This is a genomic window from Fibrobacter sp., from assembly GCA_012523595.1.
Classification (GTDB): domain Bacteria; phylum Fibrobacterota; class Chitinivibrionia; order Chitinivibrionales; family Chitinispirillaceae; genus JAAYIG01.
Map to the genome: position 1 here is coordinate 67,458 of JAAYIG010000197.1, position 23,606 is coordinate 91,063.

A 23,606-nucleotide genomic window follows, 5' to 3' on the forward strand; every position below is an offset into this window, starting at 1 on the left:
ACACTAAAACATTAATTATTAAATATCTTCTCCGTAATGATATAATAGAGATCATGAAATTTAACCTTAAATCAAACTACTCTCCTGCGGGCGACCAACCCGAGGCAATTGAGCAGCTCGTTGATGGAATCGGGCGAAGCGTTAAAAATCAGGTGCTTCTGGGGGTGACAGGCTCCGGTAAAACCTTTACCATGGCCAATGTCATTCAGCAGGTACAGATGCCCACTCTGGTCATCTCTCACAACAAAACACTGGCCGCTCAGCTCTTTCAGGAGTTCCGGGAGTTCTTCCCCCAGAATGCCGTGGAATACTTTGTAAGCTTCTACGACTACTACCAGCCGGAAGCCTACATACCCTCCACAGATACTTTTATTCAGAAATCTTCCCTTATAAACGATGATATCGACCGGCTTAGATTAAAAGCTACAAGTTCCCTTCTTTCCAGAAATGATGTCATAATAGTAGCAAGCGTTTCCTGTATTTACGGAATCGGTTCTCCGGAAGCCTATCAGGCTTCCAGCATTATTATCAGGAAAGGAGAAATAATCGACAGAAGAAAGCTGCTGCTGCGCCTGACCGAAATGCAGTATCTCAGAAACGATATCTCTCTCCAGAGAAGCACCTTCAGGGTAAAAGGTGATATCATCGAAGTGCAGCCTGCATACGAGGAAACCGCTCTGCGCCTGGAAACCTACGGTGACCAGATAGAAGCCATTAAAAGAATCAACCCGGTGAGCGGAAAAAACATTGGTGAACTGGATGAGATCACCATTTTCCCTGCAAAGCATTACATGACAATGGGTGTCACCATGGACGAAGCAGTGGAGCAGATTGGAGATGAACTGTCTGCACAGCTTGAACAATTCAGAGCCGGAAATAAACTCCTGGAGGCACAGAGGCTCGAGCAGCGAACTCTTTACGATATGGAAATGCTGAAAGAAGTGGGATATGTAAACGGCATTGAAAACTACTCCCGCATTCTTGATGGAAGAGAAGCAGGGAGCAGGCCTTACACTCTTATCGACTTCTTTAAAAAACCATTTTTCACCATAATCGATGAATCCCATGTTTCCATACCCCAGATCCAGGGCATGTACAACGGGGATCTGGCACGAAAAAGTACCCTGGTCGAACATGGATTCAGGCTCCCGTGCGCACTCGACAACCGCCCGCTGCAGTTTCCGGAATTTGAAAACCTGATGGATTATGTGGTTTACGTTTCTGCAACTCCGGGGGATTACGAACTGGCGAAAAGCGAAGGAATCATAGTTGAGCAGGTCATAAGGCCAACTCACCTTGTGGATCCCCCCATTGAGATCAGACCGGCCATTAACCAGGTCGATGACCTGATAGAGCAGCTCAGAGCCACAGTGGAGCACGGAGAGAGAGTACTAATTACTACCCTTACCAAAAAAATGGCTGAAGACCTTACCGAATACCTGGAAAGCCTGGACTTCCAGGTCCGTTACCTGCACTCCGACATAGATACACTGGAGCGCACAGATATTCTGCGGGACCTGAGAAGAGGAGTTTTTGATATTCTCATAGGAATTAACCTCCTGCGTGAAGGACTTGACTTACCCGAAGTTGCTCTGGTAGCCATTCTTGATGCCGACAAGGAGGGATTTCTGCGCTCAACAAGGTCTCTGGTGCAGATTGCAGGAAGAGCTGCACGCAATATAAACGGGAAAATTATTTTGTACGCTGATACCATAACCGATTCCATAAAAAAAGCGGTCGATGAAAGCAGACGCAGGCGTAATAAACAGTTGGAGTATAACCGCACTCATGGCATTGAACCCAAAAGTATTCAGAAGCGCATAGATGAACAGTTGACATATTACCCCGGTGAAGAGGAACCGGAACTGCTCTATGCAGCCGAAAAGAAAAGCTCCTATGGCGGACGCAGGAAAAAAGAAAAAAAGAGCGGTCAGGACAAAGTTGACATTAATGCTCTGGAAAAAGAGATGATGGAAGCGGCACGCAAACTCGATTTCGAAAAAGCAGCCCGGCTGCGGGATATAATTTCAAAACTCCGGAGCAAATGATGAATCTCGAACTGGCTCGTAAAAATCTTTCATCACTGAATCCAAACCTGGTTTCCCACAGTCTGCGTCTGTTTGCTGCATACGGTAAACTCTCTGATCTGCAATCCATCATGACGCTGTTTAAGCATCCCAACCCCGCAGTTAAAAAAGCGGCAGTGGAAACCACAACCCAGATCATAAGAGAAAACCTGATCAGCCACTTCAACGAACTGGAGCTTGGTGTCCGACAGAAACTGGGGATTCTGCTGCAGTCACTCGACCCTATGGTTATTGATGAACTCAGTAAAGATCTCTTCTGCGAAACCGAGGATCGTCGCCTGAGAGCGGTACAGATTCTGGGCCTGCTTCATAGAAACCCCAGAGTAAGAGAAGTCCTCGCCAGACTGGTCCAGGATAAAAATGTCAAAGTCCGGGCTACAGCCGTCAACCTGCTCGGCAAAGTCATCGGCCAGAACGATCACGATGTCATCCTGTGGCTCCTCAACGATACAGACAAAAGAGTGAGGGCCAACACCATAGAAGCACTGGAAAGTACCGGAAACAAAAGACTTGTCCCGATACTGCTGAGATTTCGTAAAGACCCAAACAACCGCATCAGAGGGAATGTGATCAAGGCACTCTTCTCTCTGGGCTTTGTAGACATTGAAGATGATCTTCTTGAGATGATCAATGACAGCAGCGTTTTTATGAAAGCCTCCGCACTGTGGGTGATTTCACAGATAAAACTGAAAAAGAGATGTCTGGAAGATGCGGCAGGATTCTGTCTGCTTTCAGAAAATGAGATGGTAAGATCAAATGCCTTGAAAGCACTCACTACCCTGGATACCCCAAGGGCCAGAGGTTATATGAAATATCTGGAAATTCCAACCGGACTTTTCCAATACCAGGCAGAAAATTCTCAGTAATCAATCACTGCGGAGACCAGCATCGACGGAGGCAGCGGTGATGTCTTGAATTGGAGCGCCAAATCTATCCTGATGTTGACTTTTTCAATATCCGTGTTTATCCCCATGCCCAGGCACAGTGTGTTCCAGTTACTCTTGATATAATCATCATCCTCATTACCGGCTAGTGACTTGAATGCCAGCTCAAGATCCATCTCGCTGAAGGCAAAACCGAGCATAAGGAATAGCTTCTTTTTATAAAGATTCAGCTCCAGGCCTGGTTCATAATTCAGGTAATCTCCCCTCTCCTTGTTGATATCCAGGGCCAGTCGCATCGATGAGATATAACGCGGAACATAGGAAATCCCTGCTTCAAAAGTCAAGGGAAGACTGTAGCTGTTTTCATCATAGCTGCTGGCTAAGAACCCTGCATTGCGTATGACAACAGCCGCTGTAAATCTGTCTTGCAGAATTCTGTAGAATACACCCGCATCGAGACCCGCTCCCGATGCACTGTATACTCTTCCGGGAACCTTCAGAACATCATAGATTCCCTTTACTGTTGCTCCCACTGAGAAATTTGAGTTTAAAGCCTTGGCCCAGGTCAGCCCGCCGGTAAGAAAATTATCACGGGCAATTTCGTCTGTATATACCGGATTTCCATTCTCTTCACCGATCACTTCTATGTCACCGCTTGTAACTCCGGTCAGACTGAGAGTAAATACACCGTATCTATCCATGACACGGGAGAACGCCACCGGTCCTCCCCAGACTCCATCCATTATGGTCCGGTAACCCAGAAACCACTGGTTATTTTTAATGGATGCAGTTATAGCAGGATTGTAAAAATATCCATTGATTCCCCCGGGAACCGCAACAGATGCCCCGGCCATGGCAGCAGAACGCGCGTCAAAGTCAATCCTGAGGTAAGGAAAAATAGAAGTGCCGGCACGACTGTGCTGAGCCTGCACTGAAACCAGAAGTACTGAGATAACTGCCAATGTGCCAATCAGAGATTCTTTTTTCTTCATGCTATTCCGGTCTTAAGTTCTGGTACTTTATCCAAAAATAATTCCTGTCGTCCTCACGAAGCTCTATAGATCTGGCAAGTTTCATGTAAAACCTGCTCATCCTTATCGACCACTCCTTCTCACACCTGTACTGTACTTCGTCCAAAAGCTCGTTTCTTCTGTTTACCTTTGCACTTATCTCCAGTTCTCCCCTTTTCCACACAGCTTCAGCGTATTTTTTACTTATAATAATGGTATCCGGAGAGCCGCCTTCAGGACTGAGCGGCATCCGCCCGGTAAGAATTCTTATAAACTGGCGGAATGTCAGATCCCTGCCCCAGGAAAATGGAACTGAGTCCATCCTCTCATCGAGCCCGAAGCGGTACTCCCTGTCTTCAAGAAAAACCGAACCGTCCACTGAATCAGCTTCCACAGAAGCGATTACTCCTCCCAATGGCGAGTAAAACTGCGCCCGGAAATTGCCGGACCTTTCCCATTTAACATCTGCAGAACCCGGATATCTCTCCCCCTCAAGCGATACAAACACCTCACCTCCGCCTTTGATCGAGGACAGATCACCGGAACTGAAAATACCTCCCCAGAAGTCAGGTGAAATATCGGAAAGTGTTCGAGGTGGTCTGGTACAGAAGAATAAAAACAGAACCGGAACCACTGCGGCTGCCGGCAGAAATCTCATTCTCAGTCACCATTCCGCTGAATCAGTATCAGTAAATCAGAGATCTTCCTGCGAACTTCCTCCAACTCGCTGGAATCCGGATCTGAACTCTTCCGGTAAAGCCTCTCACTCTCCCGGTACGCCTCAACAGCCTCGGTAAGATTTTCCTTCTTGACCAGAACATCACCAAGATGACTGAACAGCACAGGATCATCATTTATTACCTTCATGGCTTTCTGCAGATAATAATAAGCGCTGTCGATTTCACCATTCCTGAAATACACCCAGGCATAAGAATCAAGAAATGCGCCATTCTCTGGTTCATGCTTCAGTGCTGATTCAATCAGGAGTTTTGCACTGTCAAGATTTATTCCCAGATCGGCCCACATATACCCAAGATAATTTGAAGCAGCAGGATCCTCCGGACGCAGCTTTAAAACTCTCCGGAAAGCATCTGCAGCAGATTCATACTGTTTGGTGCGCTCCAGAGCACTCCCAAGTTCAAACCAGGCATAAGCATTACTGCTGTCGCGGGCTATAGAGTACTTAAATGCCTCAATGGCTGAACCATACTCCTTCTGCAAATTCAGCACAATACCTTTTACCCTCCAGGAAGAAGCGGATTGGGGTAATGCAGCTACGTATCGCTCGGCTACAGAAAGAGCCCTGTCGTAGTTTTTCTTCCTTATAAAAAGGTAACAGAGATCTCTCCAGGCTTCCTCAAAAGTGCTCTTTATTGTCAACACTTTCTCAAACTCCATCAAAGCCATATCGAACTTTTGTGATTGTGTCGAATCGCTCTCCTCAGATGCTGCAAATACCAGTCCCAGATAGTAGTGAAGTTCGTAATCGTCAATAGCCTCCTGAAGCAGTTCCGTCAGCAGTTTCTCTGCCTTATCATATTTTTTATCCAGATAATAGAGAAACCCCAGTGTCCTCCCGTAAACCTCACCGAACTGACTGTTATTGAAGAGTCTTTCATAGCAGATTATTGCTCCGGGATAATTGCCTCCGCTCAGGAAAACCTGAGCCATGTTGCGCAACGCTTCCCCGTACAAACTGTCAATTTCCAATGCTGATTTATAGTACTTCAGACCGCTTCCGGTATCACCACGTACCACATGCACATTGCCTAACATTGTCAGGATCTCTGGCGTCTCTCCCTCCCGAGCCTTTATGCTGATATACAGGCTTTCAGCCTCCTCAAAGCGCTTCTCACTGATAAGGAGATTGCCGATCTTGGCACCCATCTGCACCGATCCGGACTCCTTCGCATAAAACTCCAGATAGTTCTGCAAAGCTTTATCCACCATTCCCAGTGATTCATAAATCAAACCAAGGGAATACATCTCCTCGGGGCTTCTCTCCTCGATGCTCTCCAGCACCTCTGCAGCTTTGGCAAACTCACCCATCTTAAGGTAAACTGTGGAAACCATCCGCTTACTGTTTCTATCCAGTTCAGCATTCTTCCGGCCTTTCTTTAAAAGAACCAGTGCCTGGGAATATTTCCCTCCCTCTATGTACTTGCGGACAACCTGCTCCTGGAGAATCCGTGAGGTAGGATCCAGTTCATAGGCCATTTCATAATAACGCTCGGCTGATTGATCCAGACCCCTGCGCTCATAGTCACGGGCCCGGATAAAATATTCCTGCGCCTTGACCTTGGTATTAATTTCTCTGGGGAATTCCTGCACCGGGCGGACAACGGGGAATCTATGTACTGCACACCCGGATAGAAGCATGATAGAAATCAAAAAACATGCGGACTTCAGAGGATTAAAAAAAAACACAGGACCTCTTTCCAGCTACAAGGAATTTTATTATAGTACGTCCGCAGACAAGGAATATTTCTCTCCTCTGCTCAGCGGATTACCGATACAACCAGGTCTACTGAAGACTCCAGTGGAATACTGGAACCGGGTGATTCCGACTGTGAGATAATCGTACCCGGAAGAAGAGAGGAGTTGTTCTTATAGCTCAGTTTACCTATTGTTAACCCACACTCTTCCATCTTCTTCTTCGCTGTCGAAAGACTCTCACCAACAAGATTAGGAACCTCGGCATGTGTTGGTCTGGCTCCCTTGGAAACAATCAGATCCACTTCCATTTCCCGGGAAATAGTGGTCCCGCTCTCAGGAAATGCATTTACAACTACATCTACAGGCTTGTCATCTGAGTAGACTTTTTTAACCTTCCCCAGAGTAAAGCCATGCTTCTTCAACTCTATCCTGGCCTGCCTCTCGGAGAGATTTCGCACATCAGGAATAATCGCTATCTCTTTCCCTTTACTCACAGTTACCGAAATCCTGCGTCCCTTCTTTACCTTCGACCCGGATTCCGGAAACTGACTGATTACAGACTCCAATGGGATATTGCTGTCATACTCACGGCTGCGGATCTCGGTAAGGAGCCCGACCCGGAAGAATTTCTCCCTTGCCTCCTCGAGTCCCAGTCCGGTTACGGAAGGTACCTCGACAATGTCTCTGTCAACTCCGACTATATTCGGCATGATAACCCGGTCCACCAGAAAAAACCCAAACAGCACACCCAGCATGCTGACAAACAGGAGCCCGGGAAGGTAGATTTTCCACAGCCTGGAGGAGGAAATACTAATAGTATAGTTTTTCTTCATTGAGAATCACCAGCTTCTTTCTATCTATAGTCAATAATTGTTTCCTCTGTAGCTGGGAAAGTATCCTGGAGACAGTTTCCCTGCTTGTGCCTGCCATATCAGCTATGACCTGGTGAGTGGGACGATTCTCTATAATTATCATCTTTCCCTCTCTCCTGCCGCTGTCCTTTGCCATCTGAAGGAGCACATCAGCAACACGCCCGCACACACTCATCATCGATAAAGTATTTATGTGGCGGTTGGAACGACGCAGCCGCCTTGACATCTCCACCATCATCTGAATGGTTATCGATGGATACTTCTGAAGCAGTTCCAGAAATGATTTACGGTAAAGCATTAACAGCACACACTTCTCGGCAGACACTACTGATGCGCTCCTTGGTTCTCCGTCAAGAATCGCCATCTCTCCGAAAAATTCCCCTCTTCGCAATGTGGCAAGTATGGTCTGCTTGCCTTCTGAAGAAAGAACTGTTACATGTACACTGCCCTCAACCAGCATGAAAAAAGTCTGCGTTTCTTCATCCTCTTCGTGAAGAATGATCTGACCCGTCTCATACTCTCTGACCACCATCACCGAACTGATGGCATCATGTTCAGCAGAGTTAAGATTCTTAAACAGAGGAACCTTCAAAATCAGCTTTTTAATATCCTGCTGATTCATGTAAACTCCTCTTGAAAAGAACTGAAATCTTCTCCATGGTGATTAAAATAATGAGAGGGTCCGGCTTAATAAAGGCCTTTTTCACTCAAATCCTGCCACTGCCGGAATGAACAGCTAATTGCCCTTTTCGTGCAAAGGAAGATCTTCTTTGGAAAGAGGACCCAACTTTTCGGGACCCGGCTCTTTCCTTAATAAAAAGTAGGCCAGAGTTCCCAGGCCAAGCCCCCCCACACCTGCAGATGACCAGAGTATTATTTTGGGCGTGTTATCCTTTACTATGTACTGAGCAACCTTGGCAGGGTCAGTTGACCATTTGAAACTGAAAGAAATCACGCTGTACTCATCATTGACATGTATCTGGGGAATGGCTTCCATGTCGAATGTAACCCTGATTAGATCATGCCACTCCGGCTTGAGGCCTTTTACCTCCTTATTGACATCAACTTTATCCTGCACAATTTTGAAACCCTTTATGGGCAACTCTGAAGCAGAAGGAACCGGCGATGAACCTGTCCGGGTATCATTGAACTCAAAAACTATCTTTTTTTCCCTGAGCTTGACTTCGTAGAAATAACTCGATGGTTTGTCCCTGAAAATGAAATAACCGGAAATTATCTTCTCACCAGGAACATCTGTGTCTTCAGATGATAACTGAATTCCTTCGATTATGGCATTCTGCACATTACTTTGCGTTCCCTCAGATTCCACCGAACCAAGAGGTGTATATTCTACCGCTGACTCAAAATTGGTCGGCTCGGGTGCGGTTGCGGCTTCCGGTGTATGCGGTACCGGCTCCGATGCCTGCGTTGAGCTTTCCGGAGTCTCTTCCAGCAAAGGTTCACTCTCCGATTCCTGCACATCCCACTGAAGACCCTGATCAATGCTTTCGTCAACAACTCCTTCGAAAGGATCTCCGCCAAAATCCGATGAACCACCCTCAAGATCATCCTGGGCAATTGCTACCGACAGGGAAAAACAAGCCAGTAGAACCCAGCTCACGAATTTTATCAATAAAAATTTCATAACCATATCACCTCTTTTTCAAAATACCCTAATAGAGCTAAAACGTCAAGATTATTCTATTATAACAATAGCAGTGCATATACTACGCTCATGGCTGATAGAGACATGCACCGAACATACTCCTTCATCTTTAAATATCTTTTTCAGTGCAGGTTCACAAATTATTATCCGGGGTCTCCTCTCTCCTTCTACCGGCAATATCTCGATGCTCTTCCAGGTAGAATACTGCTGAAATTGTGCCTGTAATGCTTTGTAAAAAGCCTCTTTGGCTGCCCAGCGGCCGGCAAAATGGACCGAAGGAAAAGCCATCTTGTTACAGTACTCTATCTCTCCTTTGGTAAAGACCTTGCATAAAAACTGGTCTCCGTACTTGCCAATCATCCTCTCTATCCGTCCTATCTCAACTACATCTATCCCAACACCCCTTATCATAGTTTAGCTCCGGCTTCAGTCATGTCATATATTTTATTACATGTATCTTTGATTTTATCCTGAAAAGCTACATTATACTTTATACACCAGGAAAAAAACAAACATCAATGTCCCTTACAATTCTCATCCTCCTCTGCTGCTACACAGCAGTCACAATCTTCCTGATTATCTCAGTCCTGAAAAAAAACCGGATTCCTGAACAAATCACCGAATTCCCCGGTGTTTCAGTCGTAGTCCCTTTCCGAAATGAACAGGTAAACCTTCCAGGTCTGCTCCAGTCACTCGCCGCTCAGGATTACCAGGGGCCAATCGAGATTATCCTGATCGATGACGGCTCAACCGATGGTTCAATTGAGGAGATCCGCAAATTCGACCAGAAATTGCCGGTTTCACCCCGGGTCCTGCACTCCACTTTTGACCCCTCAGTAAAACTCACCAGCAAACAACAGGCTCTGGAACTTGGCTTTCAGAAAGCCTCCTTTGAGTGGATAGCTCTTACAGACGCTGATGTCAGACTTAAACCTGAATGGCTCACATCTCTTGTTTTGTCAGCGCTGCCACAGAACGCACTGACCTTCGGACACACCTCAATCTGTATCGGACAACACAGCACGCTCGATATGTTCCAGGCTTTTCAGCTTGAGTTTCTCTTTGCTGTGGCTTATGCCTTTCGAATGGCTGGAATTCCTGGTTCCTGCATGGGAAATAACCTGCTTGTGTCCAGATCCGCATACCTGCAAGCCGGAGGACAAAAAGCTATAGGCTACAATATCGTGGAGGATATGGCACTTCTCCATCTTTTTTACCGTAAAGGGAAGGCGATTCAGGCAAGTATACCTTTTTCACCCATAGTCATCACTTTTCCGGAAAAGCGTTTCTCAGATTTTTTAAATCAGGCAAAAAGGTGGGCTCTGGGAGGATTCTCCCTCTCCCCCATACTAACCCTGATCGGCCTCCTGTTTTCTTTTCAGAACGCATCTCTTTTTCTGCTGCTTTTTACCGATTCAGATTCTGTCCAGTTTTCAATTGCAGCAGTAAACTTCCTGCTGACATGGATTCTCATTGCAGTTGCTTTCCGCAAAACAGGCTCGTCCACTCATGCAGTTTACTTTCCGCTCTATTACCCGTTTCTTCTCCTGGAGTCAGTAGTTCTACTGATCTCTATTGCAGCGCATCCCTCAATAAAATGGAAAAACAGAAGAATCTGACCTATGAAACCATTGCTTCTTCATTATTATCTGACTAACAGGTGCAATTCCCGGTGCAGCTTCTGTGACATCTGGCAGGGTTCACCAAAAACTGATGCTTCTCTGAAAGATGTGATGCTTAACCTGGAACTGGCAAGAAAATCAGGATGCAGATTCGTCGATTTCACAGGTGGTGAACCGCTCCTCCACAGTGACTTGCCCCTGTTTCTTGAAAAAGCAAAATCTTTGGGATTCATAACATCTGTAACCACAAACTGTATCCTTTTTCCCTCTCTGGCTGAAAGACTCCGCGGATTAATCGATCTCCTCCATTTCAGCCTCGATGCCGATACTGCGGAACTGCATGATCGGATCAGAGGTGTCCCCTGCTTTGATTCAGTAATGGAAAGCATCAGAATCGCCCTGGAAATGAAGTTCCCTCTGGACATCCTTTTCACTTATACTAATGAAAATATCAGCGCATTTGAGGGTGTATACAATCTTGCCAGAAGCCATAAGATTATGCTCATCCTGGATCCGGTTTTCAACACCCGGGGAAGAGATCCTGTTAACAGGCCCACACACACTCGGGCACTGGAGTATTCCAGGCTGAAAGGTGTTTACCTCAACAAGGCTCATCTTTCGCTGAGAATGCAGGGCGGGAACCATATCAGAGCCCCGCTCTGCAAAGCAGTTGAATCTACTCTGGTGATTTTGCCTGATAACAGCCTGGCACTGCCCTGTTTCCACCACCGGACATTTTCCCTTCCTGCAGGTGAAAATTTAAGCTCTTCGTTAAATGACAACATCCGTAAAGAAGCATTGGAAAAGCAGGGCAGATACTCTTTCTGTGAGGGTTGTCACATTAACTGTTATTTTGACCCCTCCTTTGCCTTGATGCGGAATCGACTCTTTCTACAATCCATGAGCGCAAAAGCATCTTACGCCTGGAGAAAATATTTTATTTATGGACATGTCCTCCCCAGGAAACTACCATGGCGGGCAGCAGTTGCCCGGAAGAAAATTGAGCTTATACATAAGTAATTCTGTTGCGCAGAGATGTATTCTGTATTAATTTAAGAATGCGGCACTTTTAGAGTCGCTGTTTAATCGAATAAACTATCCTGAAAATCAAATCTGGAGATAAAACATATGAACCCCATCAAGCAAAAATCTTACTCTTTATTAGTAATGATTATTTTGTCGTTTTTATTGATGGCTCATGCTGCTTCCGTCACTGTACCGTCCAAAGCACCCACTATTGCCGCAGCTATGACATCGGTGAAAAAAGGCGATACCGTCTGGGTGGAAGAAGGTATTTACAGAGAACATGTTTACGTCAATCCCGGTGTCACACTCATCTCCAGAGCCATTTTCAAGGCTGTTATCGATGGGAGCGGAAGAGGAACTGTGGTCACAATGGGAAATGGATCCAGAATCTCAGGTTTTGAGATCCGTAACGGCACAGTCGGGATTTTCTCCACTTCTGCGGATGTAAACATCTCCCAGTGCAGAATAATCTACAACCAGCAGACCGGAATAATGTGCGTTGGTAACCTCCCCCGAATCGAAGATAACATCCTGGCCTATAACAAAGGATCCGGAATCCAGGGCTGGGACGTACGCTCTACCTCTTCGTCAATTAATCACAACACAATAGCTTTCAACAGCAATCACGGAGTGGCCATAGGTGGAAACTCCAGCATCATTCTTGAGAATTCAATAATTGCCTATAACGATCAGTTCGGTGTTAAACCCTCTGATGAAACCGCACGTATCACCATGATCAATAACAGCTTCTTTCAAAATGCCAAATTTACCAATGTGTTGCCATCTGACAATTTTTCTCTCGATCCTATGTTCACTGACGCAAAAAGGCTCAATTTCATGCTGAGCAAAGATTCTCGTTGTATCGGTAAAGGAAGTGACAATCAGGATATCGGAGCAAGAATTATATACTGAGTAAAAGCTCGGTTTCAAACATAAAAAGGGAGCACGTATGATTATTTTTCGGTCTAATAAGGCTCTGAGGGTTTGCCTGGCAATGGCAACCGGTCTGGTATTTCCGGTATTGTCTTTTGCAGCTTCGATACAGGTGCCTTCAATGGGCATTCAGACTATTTCTGAAGCAATGATGAGAACAAGAGTTGGTGATACGGTGTGGGTTGATAAAGGTGTCTACAGAGAACATGTCCTTATCGCCCCCGGAGTTACTCTCATCTCCCGCTCACAGTTCGCAGCCGTTATTGATGGGGCCGGAAGAGGAACCGTTGTCACAATGGGAAAAAACACCAGTATCTCCGGCTTTGAAATCCGCAATGGAACAATAGGCATCTTCTCCAACGGAGCCGGAAACTCCATTATCTCCTGCCGGATCGTGAAAAACTGGCAGACAGGAATCATTGTAGTCCGCCACCTCCCGAAAATCGAAGATAATATCATCGCCTTCAACCGGGGATCCGGAATACAGGGTTGGGACGTGCGTTCCACCAATGCAACTATCAATCACAACTCCATCGCCTATAACGGAAACCATGGAGTGGCCATCGGCGGAGCATCCGAAATAATCATGGAAAACAACGTTGTAGCTCACAACGAAAGATTCGGTCTTAAAATTCTTTCCGAAGCTGAAAAAATCCAGGTCTCAAATAATAACTTCTATAGAAATTTACCCAGCCCTCGTCCAATACCTTCCGGAAACTTTTCCTTTGATCCGGCTTTCATATCACCACGTGCAACTTTGACATTAAAGTCAGATCCTGCTCAGTGTTGTAAAGCCAAAGGTACAGATAACGAAGAACTTGGGGCCAGATTAACATATTAATACCTTAAGGAAGATACCATGATAAGACCTGTAAGTCGACTTTCCATCAAGATATTCTTGATCTTTACTTTTATCTTCGGAACAGGAGAAATATTTTCTCTCCTTGCCGATGGTTTACCTGCTGAGTACCTTATTACTCAGCGGTGGAACTACATGTTTGCATCCCGCTCCCCGCTTACCAACCCCGCGTTGATAAATGAGGAAAACTATTTTTCAGGAAAGTATGCCTTTGCATCAACCCTGAGAGCCTTCAGACTCCATGAACTTGGATTTGTCCTCCCTATCGGTCTGTACCAATCGGTGGGTATTACTGCTCTGATGCAGCAAAGCGGAGAGGTCAACATGACCGATGACAGATACAACCCGCTTGGAACTCTGGATTTTAACAATACCATGTTTTATCTCACCTATGCCAATAACCTCCTTTCAGGACTGACAGTCGGCGCCAACATCAACGGTGCCATTGTGGGTTTCTCCGATGATCCCACTAAGATCGGCTTTGGTGTGGACGCTGGTCTTACTTACCGACTTTTCAACAACCCTGTCATCGGTAACCACCTGCTGGGTCTTGCTGTACAGAATATCTTTACTTTTTTCATTCAGCCATTCGAGCAATACTCCCGCTCATTGAGAGCCAATCTCATCTCTCATTACTGGGAAAAACGCATAGAAAGCGCCGTCGATTTTACACTTAAAGACATCGGTGTGGCATCAGCCCTCTTCGATACCAGCAAAGTCGAAATGGAATGGGATTTGAACGTGAGACTAGGATTCTGGGTAATCCGCATGTTCAACCTCTATGGGCTGTTCGGCTTTTCCGATGATGGCCTGGGGTTCTGGGGATTCGCCGGTGGAATCAATATGCCATCTGTCAACAACGGACGTGACTTGTCTTTCATCTACCAGTATATCACAATGCCACAGGATGAGACTTTTACTCACACATTGTATTTACGCGGTGATTTCGGCAAACACAGAGAAGAAATCTATGCCAGAAAAATGGCCAAAATGGCTAACCTAGCTCCAAACGATCTTTACATAAAAGCGCTTCAGGAATACAATGCCGGCAACTACTGGGATGCTTTCTTCCTTTTCAGTCAGCTATTCGGAGAATATCCAGACTTCTTCAAAAACGACTGGGTAAGCTACTTCATTGGAAGCTGCCAGGAACAGATGGACATGCGCACAACTGCAGAAGAAGCCTATCAAAAGACAAGACAGGAGTATGCTCGCAGCGCAGCAGTTCCGTTTTCTGACCTGGGATTGATGAGAATTCATTACAGAAATGGTAATTTCCCGGCTGTGGAAAGTCAGTTCAATGAATTGAACAAGCTGGGAGTTCCGGACTCTATCAAGTTTCACGGCTACTACTTGATGGGACAGACAGAGATCCTCAAGGGTAATCCCTCTAAAGCAAAACAGATCTTTGACCTGATCCCTGAAACCCACCCGGATTATGTTTTCGCTCAGCACTCTGCCGCAATCTCTGAAGCCGCAGCAGATAATATAGAAAGTGCCATTTCTTACCTGGAAAACTGCATTCAGGCACAGACAACAACCAAGGCTCAGCAGGAGATCGTAAATCGCTCCTATGTCTTCCTCGGTTATATCTTCTACGAAGAACTCACAAAGCAGGAAGGACCTCTGGCCAAAGCTGTTACAGCGCTGAGAAGCGTTCCTAAAACAAGCTTCTACTACATGGATGCTCTTCTAGGTCTGGCCTGGACCGGTCTGAAAGCGAGACAATGGAGCGACTGTCTGGCAGCAGGCTCCGAATTGGCAACAATCGGCTCCAGCCCTGTACTCAAAGCCGAAGGTGCACTGCTTCAGGCTTATGCACACATGATGCAGAGAAACTATACTAATGCCGCCAGCCTCCTTGAAGGTGCATCTCTGTCTCTGGATAACTTCCAGCCACCATCAGAGGCAGAGCTTTCCCAGAAAGCGCAGGAGCATGATCAGACAAGACAACTCTATACCGAACTGGCAAGAGTGGCTTATGATCTTGGTTCATCCCGGCAGTCCGATAAAATTGTCAAACAGGTCGACAGCCTTGAAACCCATCAGAAAAACTACAAGAGCAAGATCGATGAGTTCATCAAGTACTCTGACCAGTTTGCAAGAGCATCTTTCTTCGCAAGAAACCTTGAAGCTGTAAAAGAAGACGTGGACTATGCGCTGGCCAAAGCCCAGAAACTGGCAGGACAGCTCAAGCAGCAGTCCACTGTTGAGCAGTTCCAGAAAGAAGAACAGAAGATCGATAAAGAACTGGAAGATCTCAAGAAGCAGCTTGAAGAAGAAGGTATCAGCGAGTAAACAGCTCTACCTCTTCGGTAATTTATACGGCCCGGCAGAAGATATCATTCTGCCGGGCTTTTTTTTCACCCGAAATCTGATATTTTAAACTGTTAACCGTTACAACCTGTCACCTGAAGAAAGGTGCATAATGAATTTATAGAATGTATTTTATCACTCTATTGATCGGTAAGTGAAAAGGAGAACTGATGTCTGTTCCAGCAGGCCCCAAAGGGACCCGGGATTTTTACCCGGAAGATATGGCTTTTCAGCAGTATATTTTCGGCAAATGGCACAAAACCTGCCGTCGGTACGGGTTTGAGATGTGCGATGCTCCCATGTTTGAACACCTGGAAATCTACACCCAGAAATCAGGTGATGAAATCGAAAAACAGCTCTACGTTTTCAAGGACAAAGCAGAACGCCTGCTTGCTCTTCGTCCTGAATTGACACCTTCTGTGGCACGCATGGTAGCCGCAAAAGGAAACAATCTCAAACGCCCTGTACGCTGGTATTCCATACCTAGACTTTTCAGATACGAGAAAATGCAGAAGGGACGACTCCGTGAGTTTTTTCAGCTCAATATGGATATTCTAGGCAGCCCGGAAACAGAAGCTGACGCGGAACTTATTGCAGCAGCCATCGATATGATGCGGGATTTCGGGCTTACATCCAATGATTTTAAAGTGAGAATCTCCAGCCGCACGCTTCTGGAAGATTTGTTTACAATTGCAGGTCTCGACAAAATCAATTTCGGTTCTCTGTACGCGCTCCTTGACAGAAAAAGCAAAATTCCTGATGAGGAATTTCAAAAGCAGCTTACTGAGGTAATCCCCGACAGTAATACAAGAAACAGAATAGAAGATATCTTCAATGCACAGTCAATCTCTCAACTGGAAAAAACCTGTGGTGCCACTCCAGCCATGGATAATCTCTACAGACTCTTTGATCTTCTTGGTTACTACGGTTTGTCCGATTATGCCCTGTTTGACATAGGTATTGTACGGGGACTTGCCTATTACACCGGAACAGTCTTCGAGCTTCTGGATGTCAAGAAGAACATGCGGGCAATCGCGGGTGGAGGAAGATATGACAAACTGGTCCAGCTATATGGTGGCCCCCCTACTCCTGCAGTTGGATTCGCTGCTGGTGATGTTGTACTTGGGGAATTGCTGAAAAGCTGCAATCTTGCCCCGGCTCAGCCGCCCAGAAGTAAAGTGTTTCTTGCAGCATTTGAGGGAACCTCAACAGAAGAAATTATCTCAGTTGCATCAAGGATCCGCTCAAAGGGTATCTCCTGTGAATTTCCGTTTAAAACCACTGCCATCAGCAAACAACTCAAAATCGCAAATGCAGCTCGTTCGATCTACACCGTTTTTCTTGGCGGTGAAGAGGGTAAAGCCGGAAAGGTAAGAATTAAGAATATGCTGAGTGGTAATGAGGAAACTCTGAATATAGAATCACTTTTTACAGAACTGGAGTGCAGACTGGGCACAGGAGATCATCAGGTTCTCCGGTGTACAGAATAGGCCAGCGCCGCATTTGACTTTGAAGATAGACGCGTCAGTTCGGACTGTACCTCTTCCATCTCCGCTTTGATTCTAAGGGAAACCGCTTTATCCAACTCAGTGATGCTCAATATGAGGTTTCTGATTTTACTTTTGATATCGATAAATTCCGGCCTGGACAGCGCACCATTGACATTCTGCTCTTCTCTGCTGATCTGATCTAACAGCTTTGCCCTTTCTGAGAGAGATTCCGTCAGCTTCTCATCAGAAAAATCAGCAAGAAGATTCTCAGTAACAGATTTTACAGATGCATACAGGCTCTGTAATTTTTCCAGGCTCTGAGCAGTTGTATTCGCTTTCATCCGGAGATCCCCACGCTGTCCAACTGTACCTGTGGAGAAGACTGCTGCTTTACTTTCAGGATAGCCTCTGTCCAGGCTTCCCTGAGGCTCTCCAGATATCCTAGAACTTCCACTACTTTGTTGCGATTGTTTTTGATATTCGCATCTACGATAGAGCGCAGCATGTAGTCGTAAAGCCTGTACAGATTCTTTGCCACATCACCTACATCAAGCCGCAGTGCACTTAAAAGCTCAGTTATGGCATCCTGCATCTTGAAAAGATGCTTTGTACGCTGCTCAAGCTGTTTGTGGTCATCGAAGATCTCCAAAGCAAGCTTGCCGTGCTTTATGGCCACATCATAGGTAATCAGAATCAGTTTTCCCTGATCCGCTGTATCTATGTTGGCACTTTTGTACGCTGTGTAACCCTGCTTCATGGACAACCTCCCTTATTGAAGTGCACTCAGTGCATTGAGCAAATTTGAGCTCTGTGATTGAAGCCGACTCATTGCTTGTTCCATATCGCTGAATTGCCGTACCAGGCGCAAGCGGTATTTTTCAATCCTGTCCTCCAGCTTAAGTATACGATCATCTGAGTACTGTATGTTCTTTCTCCAGGATTCCTGACGCATCGAAACCAACCCATCCCTGGAGTCTGTAAGCTTGTTGATCTCAAGCTCCAGTAATTCGGATAGCCCTTTTTGAAAAGTAAATACTGTTGATGTGCTCAGTGTCCCTGAAGGCGCTGTAAGAGAGAGACCTTTCACCGGTCCGTCAGAAAAGGTAATTATATCACCTTCCCTTGCATCGGAGATAAACCACTCGCTGCTGCCTTCCAACCGAATACGCAAGTGCATATCATCCACTTCTTCAATTACATACTTGCCGCTGGTAGTATCCTTAGTACTGCGACCCAATGTGACACCGGTGTTCTCAGAGACACCAGTGGTAGAAAAAAGCCTTATCACTTCGTCAAGGTTTGTCTCAAGAGCCTTCTTGAAGGCCTCCTCGTCCAGTACATACTCACCCGAAGTAGTATCGGTCTTAAGTCCCACCATGGAAAAGTTAGTATAGGTACCCCCAAGCAGATTAAAACTCTGCTGAAAATAGGATCTGATCTGACTTACTATCGACTTGATTGTTGTGTCACCGGCCAGATCACCACCTTTGCTTTTCTCATCTTTGGGATCGGCCAGTTTTGTGCTCTCTTTCGAGAAACGAACAATGGCATTGAAAGCGTCAATCAGTTCCTGGAATTTTTTCTTGATCCCGTCCAGATCCCTGGTCATGGATACTGTGACATTTTCCAATGAAACAGCATGAAACTCAAAAGTTGCTCCGGTAACAAACCCGCTCGCGGAATTGGTCGAAGAACTCATGTTTATATTATCTACACTGAAATAAGCATCCCTGCCTGCAGAAAGTACTCCGACACCATCAACACCGATAGTGGTTGTCTCCATTGTCAAAGAAGTCGAACCGATGGTAAGTGAACTCATACTCAGAGCTGACTTTCCAGTCACCTTATCCTCAATTACCAGATTCCCGGACTCATCGAAAGATGCGTTAACCATGCCATGGTAGGCTGCAACTATCTCTTTCAGGAAATCATCTGCAGTGCTGGAAGCAGTTTTCACAAAAATACCGGTTACTTCTCTGCCTTCCCGGTCTTTACCCGTAAACTGTACTGATTCTCCGACCCCGAGTCCGTTAAAAGCGGAAAGTGCATCTCCGGCTGAAGTCAAAACCTGTTGTGAGTTTCCCTTGTCTCCGTCTGCTGTCAATATGATACCAAGATCCTGCAGTGTGCTGCCGGAAATATCCTTGTATTCAATTCCTTCACTGCCAGAATTCTTCGATGTCAGTACAAGACGATAGTTGGTATCGGAAATTTTGAGCACAGATGCAGTCACATCAAGCTTTTTACCCGATCCATCCACAGCACTGTTGATCTTCATTCTGAGATCCTGAATCGTGTCTGTGTCTGTAACAGTGATCTCAACTCCGTCGATGCTAATGGTTCCTACACCAATCCCCAGACTGGAGAGTGATGCATTCTGATCAGAAATCCGGTTATCGGCACTGATCATCTTCTCATTTGTGGCAAGCTGAAATACTTTTATATCGTGCTGTGAATCGACAGACCCTGTTCCACCTTTGAGCGTAACCGCTTTTTCATTAGTACTGGTAGTAGTAAAGAGATCAAAAGAACTGATCTTTCCAAGAGCTGTTGCCTTGGAGCGCAGTTCTGTCAGATAGGATTTGAGCTTTGAATAAGCATTTATCTTTACCTGATAAGCAGACTTTTCCTTTTCAACTTTGGTGACTTTCTCTCGCTCGATGCTGACCAGAGAATCAATAATATACTGGGTATCTATGCCAGATGGTCCGTTGATTGAGATTCCCATAAAAGCTCCTTAAAGAAAAAATCTTCCGGTTCTTTTATTAGTATCGGCATATGTAAAAAAGAACTTAATAGAAATATCCATATTATAATAGATAAACCCTGTTTAACTGTTTCGATGCAGCTACCGGAGGACCCGGAGTCAGCACCAAATGTGTTCAGAATCAGTAAAAATGGAATAGGAGGTTCTAATTCGAATGCGTTGTCTGAACAGATTAATTCTGATAAGAATCATCAACTTAACAGTTTAAATCATTGATTCACCCCGGAGATGAACTAAACACTTAACCGATTAAGTGGTTATCTCAACTCTGAGGAAACTGTTGAGTCAGCAAAAGAATTACAGATGTCGGTCCGACTTTAAATCACTCTGAAAATAACAGCGCATTTCAATACCTACTGCCATCTGTAGCAATTATATTATCATTAACTTTCGCTGCATACTTTCTCCACATCTGATCCCCGAAACAATCTAACAGGAGGGAAACTGTGATTCCCAGATCTTCTCTCTCTCTGTTGCTCTGTCTGTTTCTTCTGCTTTTTTCAGGATGCCAGGAAAAGAGAGCCCGGGATTCCGGGACACCGGCAAACATTACAAAATCAAACGATTCCGCTGTAACCGAACCCGTTTCCTTTGACACATCTTCCGATTCTTTGATCAATGAGACAATAGATCTCACAAACTCTAATGTCTCAATGTCTCAGGAAGCGGATCCTCACAGTCCAAAAGGATTCATTTACAGTGATCGGGGGTTGTACTGTCCGGGAGACAGCATCTTTCTCACATTTGCCTCTTACGACCCCTTCAGACGTCTTCCGGAACAATCTCCGGTTTCTCTCGACTTGTATGATCCTCAGAAAAAGCTTGTAAAATCCTTTAGAGTACAACATGGCCTTAACGGTTTCTTCTGCTTTAAAATAGCAACCCTCCCCTCTTTTCAGGAAGGAACCTGGATTGCCAGTGTTAAAACCGGAGATTTTACTTTCCAGAAAAATCTGTCCTTTAAAACAACCCCTTTTATCAACCGCATGAATACATCAGAAAGATCAGACTCTATCATGGAAGAAATGGGGATTAAACCGGACACAAACATATTTACTGCAGATTCCGGCCTTAAACTGAATCCGGTGATTGAATCTCCGCAGGTTCTTCTCCCGGAAAAAAAGGTGCAAATAAAAATCAGAGAAAAAGATAAAAAGAGTATGACATACACTCTTGCACTGGTCGATGAGAAACTACTCTACCCAGCCCGTTTTTTAACTCCCGATCCCTGGAAACAATTATGTGATACTGTACTGGGAAATGACAGCAATATAATCAGAAGAGCTCTGCAAGCAGGCCTCTTTCCACCATTAGTGAAATTTCTGGGGCCATTTGAGCTTCAGAAAAACAAGATCAACATTCATGAACTCGATATTCCCAGATATTCCGGTACGATCAGATTGATTCTTACAGCAGCAAACCAGGGTGTCTTTGGAAGAGCAGAAAAGACAATAACAGTAACAAAACCTGTAATTACGAATTCTATTCTGCCCGGAATACTTTCCACAGGAGAAAAGTACTTCCTCCCGGTTTCCATCCTTTCCTCAGACCCGGGAATCAGAAAAGTATCTGTTGATGTCACTGCCGACAAACCGGTGTTGCTCAGAGGAAGCAGTACCAAACATGCCTATTTCAGAAAAACTGGCATCGAGATCATCCCGTTTGAACTGGAAGCAGCAGAAGCCGGAATAGCTTCGATAGCAATAAAAACCTCTGCAGTAAAGGACAGATCAGAAGAAAAGCATAAGATCAAAATAAGAAAACTCGAACTGATAACTGAAACAGTGGACACCACACTGTTACCGGAAAACACTCTGGAAATCAGCATGCCTTTGCCTGGCAGAACCAAAACCAACAGAGCAGAGCTTGAGGTCTCCAGAGTGCCTTATCTCAAAATAAGCAGAAGGCTGGACCAACTGGTTAATTTAAAACCAGGAAGCCTGGAGCAGCACTTGTCCACAGCTTTTCCTCTGCTTAAAATCAGCAATCTGCTTCATCTATCCCCTGAATCCATTGCTGAGAACAAGAAACATATAATAACGACTATTGAAAAACTGAGTGCTTTCCAGACCAGCACTGGAGGCTTTGGATTCTGGGCTGAGGATACTTCTGAAGATGAGTGGTTCTCCAGCTTTGCTGGACATTTTCTGGCTGAGGCAAGAACCATCGGGTATAAACTGCCTCAAAATTTATTCGAACGATGGAAAGAGTATCAAAAGAAGATGAGCCGCTCCTGGGTTGCCGGACAACAGAGATCTGAACTGATCCAATCGTACAGGCTCTTCACACTTGCCCTCTCAGGAAACCCGGATCTGGTTTCGATGGATAGGATCCGCGGGTTGAAAGGCTTGGGGACAACAGAAACATGGTGTATTGCTGCTGCTTACCATCTCGCAGGACTTCCTGAAATCGCTAGTGAATTGGCCAGAAATGCATCTTTGACAATTTCTCCATATTCAGAACAGATATTCACCTATGGCACGGATCTGCGTGATAAAGCATTGATTCTGGAATCGTTACTGATTTTGCATCAATTGGAAAAAAGCTGGAATCTGGTGCGGGAGATCTCAATTGAATTGAGTGATGATAAAAAGCAGCTCAGCCCCCAGGCTGTTGCCTGGGCGATCTCATCTCTTGCCAGACATGCCGGAGTATCCAGCGGAACCGCTGAAATGAGTTTCATCTATTCATGCAGTGGAAAGTCCGAAAAAAGTTGCTTAACATCCAAACCGATCCTCCGCATACCTCTGGAAATATCAGATGAGTCACTGCTGACTTTGCGGTTGGAAAACAGCGGTCAAACTCCCATCTACCCTCGATTGATCCTGGAAGGCACTCCACAGGTCTGGAATGAAAACTCTGAATCGAATGGCTTGTTACTGCAGGCGGATTATGAAGACCTGGCCGGCAATCCACTGAACATCGAGAGGCTCAGCCAGGGGCAGAACCTGGAAGCAGTTATTTCAGTGAAAAACACCGGCAGCAGCGATTATCACAGGATTGTGCTGAATCAGCCTGTCTGCTCAGGATGGGAAATTCACAAAACACAGCCAGATCCTGATGATTCTAACAGGTATGAATTCAGAAAGATCGATGACAATCATGTGTATACCTGTTTTGATCTGAAAAAAGATGAGAAGAAAGCATTCCGGGTGCTGTTAAAGGCAAGTTACATCGGAGAGTTTTACCTGCCTGCCATATCAGTGGAAGCGATGCATAATCCACAGATCAGGGGAAGAATTCCCGGTAAGTGGATCCGCGTTGAAAAACCTGAATAACGCCTGCAGTTTGGTTTCAGCGGCCGCGTATCTGCCTGAGAGCAGCACGGCCAACCTTTTGAGTATCAATGTAAGCATATACTCCTGCCAGCACAGAACCAAGCAAAGGGATAGAGCGTTGAAAAAAACCACCCTGTTTAATCACTCCAGGCCCAACTCCTTTGAGAACATGTTCTGTGCCGCGCTTAAGGAATATGCGTGAAAATTTCGGCTTGCTGTTGTTACAGAACAGCTCCTTTACGATCTGGGCAGTGGAATGGCGGAGAAGGCAACCTAACAACTGGTTTCTGGTGGTGGATAAATCATTACCATACATTTTCGCAAGCTCCAGAACCAGGTTTCGCTGGAGTTTCCATACCC

At 45.5% G+C, this 23,606-nt stretch carries 20 protein-coding genes; 9 read left to right on the forward strand and 11 right to left on the reverse strand.

Translation table 11 applies throughout. The annotated features are described in order from the left end of the window. Positions 1–50: 50 nt before the first annotated feature. Together uvrB and GX089_13335 are read left to right on the forward strand one after the other, a co-directional pair. A complete protein-coding gene (gene uvrB / locus GX089_13330; GenBank protein NLP03472.1) occupies positions 51–2,048 on the forward strand; it encodes an excinuclease ABC subunit UvrB in 1,998 nt (665 codons plus the stop codon). Next, positions 2,045–2,953 carry a HEAT repeat domain-containing protein gene (locus GX089_13335; GenBank protein ID NLP03473.1) on the forward strand — a complete coding sequence of 303 codons (909 nt, stop codon included), beginning with the start codon at positions 2,045–2,047 and terminating at the stop codon, positions 2,951–2,953. The genes uvrB and GX089_13335 overlap by 4 nt, the downstream gene beginning before the upstream one ends. On the opposite strand, the gene GX089_13340 is transcribed toward GX089_13335, so the two are convergent. The 7 genes from GX089_13340 to acpS form a co-directional block, all read right to left on the reverse strand. After that, entirely contained in the window at positions 2,947–3,963 is a 1,017-nt protein-coding gene (locus tag GX089_13340) for a PorV/PorQ family protein (GenBank protein NLP03474.1), read from the reverse strand. The genes GX089_13335 and GX089_13340 overlap by 7 nt on opposite strands. Position 3,964: 1 nt before the next feature. After that, positions 3,965–4,639, reverse strand: a complete 675-nt coding sequence (locus tag GX089_13345) for a hypothetical protein (protein NLP03475.1) — start codon at positions 4,637–4,639, stop codon at positions 3,965–3,967. A 2-nt stretch (positions 4,640–4,641) separates the two neighbouring features. Continuing rightward, positions 4,642–6,372: a tetratricopeptide repeat protein gene (locus tag GX089_13350; protein NLP03476.1), complete on the reverse strand. Its 1,731-nt coding sequence runs from the start codon at positions 6,370–6,372 to the stop codon at positions 4,642–4,644. A 107-nt stretch (positions 6,373–6,479) separates the two neighbouring features. After that, a complete protein-coding gene (locus tag GX089_13355; GenBank protein NLP03477.1) occupies positions 6,480–7,250 on the reverse strand; it encodes a PASTA domain-containing protein in 771 nt (256 codons plus the stop codon). Continuing rightward, positions 7,228–7,911 (reverse strand): Crp/Fnr family transcriptional regulator, encoded by a 684-nt coding sequence (locus tag GX089_13360; GenBank protein ID NLP03478.1) that lies wholly within the window; start codon positions 7,909–7,911, stop codon positions 7,228–7,230. The genes GX089_13355 and GX089_13360 overlap by 23 nt, the downstream gene beginning before the upstream one ends. A 114-nt stretch (positions 7,912–8,025) precedes the next feature. Then, positions 8,026–8,934 (reverse strand): hypothetical protein, encoded by a 909-nt coding sequence (locus tag GX089_13365; protein ID NLP03479.1) that lies wholly within the window; start codon positions 8,932–8,934, stop codon positions 8,026–8,028. 51 nt (positions 8,935–8,985) lie between these two features. After that, positions 8,986–9,366 carry a holo-ACP synthase gene (acpS, locus tag GX089_13370; protein NLP03480.1) on the reverse strand — a complete coding sequence of 127 codons (381 nt, stop codon included), beginning with the start codon at positions 9,364–9,366 and terminating at the stop codon, positions 8,986–8,988. 107 nt (positions 9,367–9,473) lie between these two features. On the opposite strand from acpS, the gene GX089_13375 reads away from it, so the two are divergent. The 6 genes from GX089_13375 to GX089_13400 all read left to right on the forward strand — a co-directional run bounded on the left by GX089_13375 (position 9,474) and on the right by GX089_13400 (position 17,201). Next, positions 9,474–10,574 carry a glycosyltransferase gene (locus GX089_13375; protein NLP03481.1) on the forward strand — a complete coding sequence of 367 codons (1,101 nt, stop codon included), beginning with the start codon at positions 9,474–9,476 and terminating at the stop codon, positions 10,572–10,574. Between the two features lie 3 nt (positions 10,575–10,577). Continuing rightward, positions 10,578–11,597, forward strand: a complete 1,020-nt coding sequence (locus GX089_13380; GenBank protein NLP03482.1) for a radical SAM protein — start codon at positions 10,578–10,580, stop codon at positions 11,595–11,597. Between the two features lie 108 nt (positions 11,598–11,705). Then, positions 11,706–12,515: a right-handed parallel beta-helix repeat-containing protein gene (locus GX089_13385; GenBank protein NLP03483.1), complete on the forward strand. Its 810-nt coding sequence runs from the start codon at positions 11,706–11,708 to the stop codon at positions 12,513–12,515. Between the two features lie 37 nt (positions 12,516–12,552). Next, on the forward strand, positions 12,553–13,377 hold the full coding sequence (locus GX089_13390; protein ID NLP03484.1) for a hypothetical protein: 825 nt from the start codon (positions 12,553–12,555) through the stop codon (positions 13,375–13,377). Positions 13,378–13,395: 18 nt separating this feature from the next. Further along, a complete protein-coding gene (locus GX089_13395) occupies positions 13,396–15,693 on the forward strand; it encodes a hypothetical protein (protein NLP03485.1) in 2,298 nt (765 codons plus the stop codon). Between the two features lie 188 nt (positions 15,694–15,881). After that, complete coding sequence (locus GX089_13400) at positions 15,882–17,201, forward strand: histidine--tRNA ligase (protein ID NLP03486.1); 1,320 nt, start codon at positions 15,882–15,884, stop codon at positions 17,199–17,201. On the opposite strand, the gene GX089_13405 is transcribed toward GX089_13400, so the two are convergent. The 3 genes from GX089_13405 to fliD are packed head-to-tail and all read right to left on the reverse strand — an operon-like array spanning position 17,177 to position 19,929. After that, the gene (locus GX089_13405; protein ID NLP03487.1) at positions 17,177–17,542 is read right to left on the reverse strand and encodes a hypothetical protein; all 366 of its coding nucleotides are present in this window, start codon (positions 17,540–17,542) and stop codon (positions 17,177–17,179) included. The two genes, GX089_13400 and GX089_13405, sit on opposite strands and share 25 nt — an antisense overlap. Further along, entirely contained in the window at positions 17,539–17,958 is a 420-nt protein-coding gene (fliS, locus tag GX089_13410) for a flagellar export chaperone FliS (GenBank protein ID NLP03488.1), read from the reverse strand. Before fliS ends, GX089_13405 begins: the two co-directional genes overlap by 4 nt. 12 nt (positions 17,959–17,970) lie before the next feature. Then, positions 17,971–19,929 carry a flagellar filament capping protein FliD gene (gene fliD / locus GX089_13415; GenBank protein ID NLP03489.1) on the reverse strand — a complete coding sequence of 653 codons (1,959 nt, stop codon included), beginning with the start codon at positions 19,927–19,929 and terminating at the stop codon, positions 17,971–17,973. A gap of 485 nt (positions 19,930–20,414) precedes the next feature. Between fliD and GX089_13420 the strand changes: the two genes are divergently transcribed. After that, positions 20,415–23,246: a hypothetical protein gene (locus tag GX089_13420; GenBank protein ID NLP03490.1), complete on the forward strand. Its 2,832-nt coding sequence runs from the start codon at positions 20,415–20,417 to the stop codon at positions 23,244–23,246. Between the two features lie 16 nt (positions 23,247–23,262). Here the strand turns inward: GX089_13420 and GX089_13425 are convergent, their stop codons facing one another. Then, positions 23,263–23,562, reverse strand: a complete 300-nt coding sequence (locus tag GX089_13425) for a hypothetical protein (protein NLP03491.1) — start codon at positions 23,560–23,562, stop codon at positions 23,263–23,265. Between the last annotated feature and the right edge of the window lie 44 nt (positions 23,563–23,606).

Bases quoted from the DNA above. Each gene is read 5' to 3' on its own strand.
- GX089_13405 (NLP03487.1), bottom strand. From the start codon at position 17,542: ATGAAAGCGAATACAACTGCTCAGAGCCTGGAAAAATTACAGAGCCTG.
- GX089_13380 (NLP03482.1), top strand. From the start codon at position 10,578: ATGAAACCATTGCTTCTTCATTATTATCTGACTAACAGGTGCAATTCC.
- fliD (NLP03489.1), bottom strand. From the start codon at position 19,929: ATGGGAATCTCAATCAACGGACCATCTGGCATAGATACCCAGTATATT.
- GX089_13335 (NLP03473.1), top strand. From the start codon at position 2,045: ATGATGAATCTCGAACTGGCTCGTAAAAATCTTTCATCACTGAATCCA.
- fliS (NLP03488.1), bottom strand. From the start codon at position 17,958: ATGAAGCAGGGTTACACAGCGTACAAAAGTGCCAACATAGATACAGCG.
- GX089_13340 (NLP03474.1), bottom strand. From the start codon at position 3,963: ATGAAGAAAAAAGAATCTCTGATTGGCACATTGGCAGTTATCTCAGTA.
- GX089_13425 (NLP03491.1), bottom strand. From the start codon at position 23,562: ATGTATGGTAATGATTTATCCACCACCAGAAACCAGTTGTTAGGTTGC.
- acpS (NLP03480.1), bottom strand. From the start codon at position 9,366: ATGATAAGGGGTGTTGGGATAGATGTAGTTGAGATAGGACGGATAGAG.
- GX089_13400 (NLP03486.1), top strand. From the start codon at position 15,882: ATGTCTGTTCCAGCAGGCCCCAAAGGGACCCGGGATTTTTACCCGGAA.
- GX089_13360 (NLP03478.1), bottom strand. From the start codon at position 7,911: ATGAATCAGCAGGATATTAAAAAGCTGATTTTGAAGGTTCCTCTGTTT.
- GX089_13395 (NLP03485.1), top strand. From the start codon at position 13,396: ATGATAAGACCTGTAAGTCGACTTTCCATCAAGATATTCTTGATCTTT.
- GX089_13375 (NLP03481.1), top strand. From the start codon at position 9,474: ATGTCCCTTACAATTCTCATCCTCCTCTGCTGCTACACAGCAGTCACA.
- GX089_13365 (NLP03479.1), bottom strand. From the start codon at position 8,934: ATGAAATTTTTATTGATAAAATTCGTGAGCTGGGTTCTACTGGCTTGT.
- GX089_13355 (NLP03477.1), bottom strand. From the start codon at position 7,250: ATGAAGAAAAACTATACTATTAGTATTTCCTCCTCCAGGCTGTGGAAA.
- GX089_13385 (NLP03483.1), top strand. From the start codon at position 11,706: ATGAACCCCATCAAGCAAAAATCTTACTCTTTATTAGTAATGATTATT.
- GX089_13390 (NLP03484.1), top strand. From the start codon at position 12,553: ATGATTATTTTTCGGTCTAATAAGGCTCTGAGGGTTTGCCTGGCAATG.
- GX089_13345 (NLP03475.1), bottom strand. From the start codon at position 4,639: ATGAGATTTCTGCCGGCAGCCGCAGTGGTTCCGGTTCTGTTTTTATTC.